The organism is Prosthecobacter sp. (assembly GCF_044222345.1).
Lineage (GTDB): Bacteria > Verrucomicrobiota > Verrucomicrobiia > Verrucomicrobiales > Verrucomicrobiaceae > Prosthecobacter.
In genome coordinates, this window is record NZ_JBGANL010000124.1 from 1 (window position 1) to 4,795 (window position 4,795).

4 protein-coding genes are annotated in these 4,795 nt (G+C 60.7%); 3 read left to right on the forward strand and 1 reads right to left on the reverse strand.

From position 1 onward, the window contains the following. Window positions 1–1,938, reverse strand: a 1,938-nt coding sequence (locus ACILSL_RS26835; RefSeq protein ID WP_395735148.1) for a DUF1587 domain-containing protein, incomplete at its 3' end; no start/stop codon positions are given. A 140-nt stretch (window positions 1,939–2,078) separates the two neighbouring features. On the opposite strand from ACILSL_RS26835, the gene ACILSL_RS26840 reads away from it, so the two are divergent. From ACILSL_RS26840 to ACILSL_RS26850, 3 genes are all read left to right on the forward strand, one after another. Then, window positions 2,079–3,521: a DUF1501 domain-containing protein gene (locus ACILSL_RS26840; protein WP_395735149.1), complete on the forward strand. Its 1,443-nt coding sequence runs from the start codon at window positions 2,079–2,081 to the stop codon at window positions 3,519–3,521. A 66-nt stretch (window positions 3,522–3,587) separates the two neighbouring features. Continuing rightward, window positions 3,588–4,394: a MotA/TolQ/ExbB proton channel family protein gene (locus ACILSL_RS26845; protein ID WP_395735150.1), complete on the forward strand. Its 807-nt coding sequence runs from the start codon at window positions 3,588–3,590 to the stop codon at window positions 4,392–4,394. A 21-nt stretch (window positions 4,395–4,415) separates the two neighbouring features. Then, on the forward strand, window positions 4,416–4,795 hold a 380-nt coding region (locus ACILSL_RS26850), incomplete at its 3' end, for an ExbD/TolR family protein (RefSeq protein WP_395735151.1).

Consider the following 4,795-nt stretch of genomic DNA (forward strand, 5'->3'; position numbering starts at 1 on the left):
CACGCGCACAAGGACCTCACGTGCGGCGGATTCGCGATCGAGCTCCTTCTTGCGGCCTTCAAAGTAGAGCGCGTCCAGCTTCTGGATTTCTTCGCTGGCAAGCGGCCGGCGCCAGGCACGGCCGGCGAATTGATGCAGGTGACCGAGCAGAGCACCGTCGAACTCCTTCTGCTGCTGCGGATTGAGCTGAGACGGGGCGGTGTAAGCAAAGTCCTTCTTCATGGCCGCGAGGTAGTCGCGGTCCTTGGGACCAAGGAGCTGCCCGAGCTGATCATCGCTGAAGTAATAAACGGTGATGCCGGGCTTGCGGCGGTAGAGATTGCTGGCGACTTCCTCAAGCCGGCGCTCAAACATGTCTGGGAAGGCCTGCTTCATGACACTGAAGTCCCGCATCGTGTTGCGAGCCGCATCGGTCTGCGTTTTCCAGACGGTCAGGATGCCCGGCATGATCTTGGTGACATCCCGTGGTTTGTCCGCCGTGAGATCCCACTGGATGGTGCCGTCATTGATGTCAGGATTTTCCAGATCCAGCCGGGCTTCGGCATGAATCCAGGTGACGTTCTCCGGCAATGGCAGAGTGAGGACGAGCGGCGCGGCAAGGGCGAGCACGCCGGGTTCGATCTGGCGGCCCTGCGGATGTTTGCCGAAGGTGCTTTTCACGCGTTCGATTTCAGCGATGCGCTGTTTCAGCGCTTCTGCATTGGCAGGAGGGGGAGTCGCGCTGAGGGCCTTACGATCTTCATCGAGCTGCTTGTTGAGCCAGTTCAAATAGAGCACCGGCCCTTTGGTGGTCTTCAGGTCGAGCTTGGTGATGAGCGCGATGTCTCCTTTGTTGCCGTCGCCATCATCGCCGATGCAAAGGAAGGCCTGCTTTTTGCCCTTCACCTCGGTGTTCATCTGATAGGGACGGATGCCATCAGCGTCCTGCTGCTGGCGCTGCACGCCACTGCCTGCCTTCTTGGGATTGTTCCAGGAGAGCAACTGCGCCTGGATTGCTTTGGCACCATCAACGACCGCCTGCGGCACTTGGCCGGGTTTTGCGGCATCGGGTCCGGGCAGTTCACGCCATGCGACGCGAGTGAGATCGAGGAAACGCGATTTCGGCTCGGTGGCGTTCACGAGATTGTTCCAGTTTTGCAGGAAGGGCAGCTTTAAACCGGTCTCTTTGGAGAGTTGTTCAAGCGGCGTCTGGAAATGCTTGTGCTTCCAGCAGGCGACCATGTAGTCCGCCTCACGCATATCCTCGCCATCCTGGGGCAGGTGAGGCGCCGACTTCTGCTGATACCACACATACAAAGCCTGCTGCGCCTGGGCTTTGACCTGCTCAGGCCCGCGCAGGCCGATGCGCTGCGGATTGAAAACGATGCCCGTGCCCGGCATGATCGTGGCGTGGTCGGCCACCTTGCGGGCGGCGCCGAAGTATTTGTCCAGCGCCGCCGGGCTCATGAAGAGCACATCTCCGGTGTTGCTGAAGCCTTCGCCGCCACCGCCATCGGTCTGGAATTCCTTGGCGAAGCCGTAGTCGTGCCGGGTGAGATCACGAATGGTGTAGTCGTACTCGGCGTTGGTCAGACGGCGCATCGTCACGGGGCCGGGATCGCCGGACTGCGCGGTGGCCAGGGCGTCGAGTTCACCATTCACCCAGCCGAGGAGGGCTGCGTGCTCTTGATCACTCATCTGGTGTGCCTTGGGCGGCGGCATGTCGCCGTTTTCGATGGTGTCCTTGACCTTCAGCCACACTTCAAAATGCTTGGTGAGCTGCGGATCCGCCGCGAACTGCTGCAAATCGACGTCGCCTTTGGTCTTTTTAGGGTTGTGGCACTCGTAGCATTTGGCCTTCAAAACGACCTCCGCGTCCTTCCACGCGGGAGCAGCGGAAAGTGAAAACGAGCCGACGACAAAGGCGGCCAAAGCAAGATGGCGTGAATTCAGGGGCATTGGGGTACAAATGATACGAACAACAGACGGCATTTAATCAGCAGCTTCCGCTCCTTTTTTGCGCTTTCCTGTGCTATAAATCCCGCTCCAAGAATCACGCGAAAGCATCCCCTGCCCCAGACGTATCATTCCCACCCCCCATGAGTTCCCTTTTTTCACATCATGCCCCGAATCTGGAGCATGCTTTTTTGACGCGCCGCGAGCTGCTGCAACGTGTCGGCATGGGCTTTGGCACGATGGCGGCGGGCTCGTTGTTCACTTCGCAGGCCTCCGCCGCGACGATGGACCCGATGGCGTTGAAGCGTCCGCATTTTGAGCCGAAGGCCAAGCGGGTGGTGCATTTCTTCATGAACGGGGGGCCGTCCCACGTGGATACGTTCGACCCGAAGCCGATGCTGGACAAATACGACGGCAAGCCGCTGCCGAACGTGCTCAAGACGGAGCGCCCCACCGGGGCAGGCTTCAAATCGCCCTTCAAATTCACCAAGCGCGGTGAGTGTGGGCTCGAAGTGAGCGAGGTCTTCGAAAAGACCGGTGCGTTTGCGGATGACATGTGCGTGATCCGCTCGATGCACGCCGACGTGCCGAACCATGAGCCGTCTCTCGGCCTGATGAACAGCGGCGAAGGCCGGCTGAACCGACCAACGATAGGATCGTGGGTGACCTACGGTCTGGGCAGTGAGAATCACAACCTGCCCGGCTACATCGCCATGTGCCCCGGCGGCATGCCGACGCGGCGCACGAAGAACTGGCAGTCGGCCTTCCTGCCGAGCGCCTACCAGGGCGCCTACATCAACACGGAGGACACCCGGGTGGAAAAGCTCGTGGAATTCATCAAGAACGGCTCGCTTGACCTGAAGCAGCAGCGCCGCCAGCTGGACCTGCTGCAGGAGCTGAACCAGCGCAATCTGGTGCAGCAGGACCGTGACCAGCAGCTGGAAGCGCGGGTGCAGAGCTATGAACTGGCCTACCGCATGCAGATGGAGGCCACGGACGCCTTCGACATCATGAAGGAGCCGGAGTCGATGCGGAAGATGTACGGCGACCACGCTTTTGGGCGCCAGTGCCTGATCGCGAGGCGTTTGCTCGAGCGCGGGGTGCGTTTCATCCAGCTCTGGACGGGTGCGGGCCAGCCATGGGACAACCATGACGAAATTCTGGAACACCGGAAGCTAGGCCAGCAGACAGACGGGGCGATCGCCGCGTTCATGAGCGATCTGAAGCAGCGCGGACTGTGGGATGACACCCTGATGATGTGGGGCGGCGAATTTGGCCGTACGCCGGCGGTGGAACTGCCGGTGCCCGGGTCCAATGCAGGCAAACAGCATGGCCGCGACCATAATCATTACGGTTTCACCATGTGGCTGGCGGGCGGGGGGGTGCGCGGCGGGTATACGCATGGCTCCACGGATGAATTCGGCTTTGCCGCGCAGGAAAACCCGGTGCATGTGCACGATCTGCATGCCACGATTCTGCGCATTCTGGGCTTCGATCACGAAAAGTTCACGTACAAATACGCGGGGCTGGACTTCCGCCTGACAGGCGTGAACGAGTGCAAAGTGGTGCGGGAATTGCTGGCCTGACCGGGCCGGTAAAGCCCGCCACCGGCCCCTTGCAAGGCTGGCGCACACGTCTACAGTCGGCACCTCATGCATCGAAAAATCTTCTTCGCCCTGGCTGTGCTGGTGGCACTCGTCTTCACGATGACCCTCAAAGCCCAGGCCCAGCAGCCTGCCGCAGTTCCAGGTGCCGTGGTTACGCAGGCTCCCGCCGAAGACAATCCCTATGGCGATGTGCTGACCTTCCAAGGCTTCGTCAAGCGCACCGGGGTCATGGCCTACCCGCTGATCATTCTCTCCATGATCGCGTTTTTCATGATCGTGCTGTTCGGCTTCACAGTCCGGCAGGGCACCGTGGTCAGCGATGCGTTCATGAATTCGGCGGACGCCCTGATCCGCAAGCAGGACTACCTGGGGCTGCTGGCGGTGTGCAACCGCCGCAACGAGTGCATCGCCCGCATCACCTCCAAAACGCTCGACTTTGCCACGCGCAACCCGAGCGCGAGCTTTGAAGAGGTTAAGGAAGTCACCGAGGCCGAGGGCAACCGCCAGTCGAGCCTGCTGCTGGCCCGCATCGCCTATCTGGGGGACGTCGGGGCCATCGCCCCGATGCTCGGCCTGCTCGGCACGACGCTGGGGATGATCACGACCTTCCATGAAATCTCGGGCAAGGGCGTGGGTGGATCGAACCAGCTGGGCCTGGCCCAAGGGGTGTCCGAAGCGCTGCTTTGCACGGCCTCGGGCCTCGTCATCGGCATTCCCTCCCTGATGTTTTACGCCATCTTCCGTGGCAAGGTGAACCGCCTGATCTCCGAAATGGAGGCTGCGACGACCCATCTGATGGCCCTGCTGGCAGTGCAGTACAAGCGTGCCGCGCGCGCCGTCGCCGGCCAGTAAACAGGCAGATCACCCTCCGCGATGAACTTCCGCAAACAGCATTCCATCGAACCCTCGCCCATGCAGCTCGCGCCGCTGGTGGACGTGCTGTTCCTGCTCGTCATTTTCTTTGCCGTGACCTTCCAGTATGCGAAGGAGGAGCAGGTCATGGACGTAAGCGTGCCTGCCGCCGATGAAGGCAAGGAGAAGGAAACCCGCAACGTGGGTGAGATTATCATCAACATTAAAAAAGACGGGGAGATCCTGGTCAACGGCCAGAAGTTCAATCCCGATGAGCTGCTGGTGAAGCTGAAGAACATCGTCGCCCTCTACAAGGATCAGGCCGTGATCCTGCGGGGTGATGAAGGCACCCCCTACCAGAACGTGATCCGAGTGCTGGACACCTGCCAGAAGGCTGGCAT

What these genes read in the sequence shown, in the direction of transcription:
- ACILSL_RS26840 (WP_395735149.1), top strand. Translation starts at nt 2,079, where the DNA reads ATGAGTTCCCTTTTTTCACATCATGCCCCGAATCTGGAGCATGCTTTT.
- ACILSL_RS26845 (WP_395735150.1), top strand. Translation starts at nt 3,588, where the DNA reads ATGCATCGAAAAATCTTCTTCGCCCTGGCTGTGCTGGTGGCACTCGTC.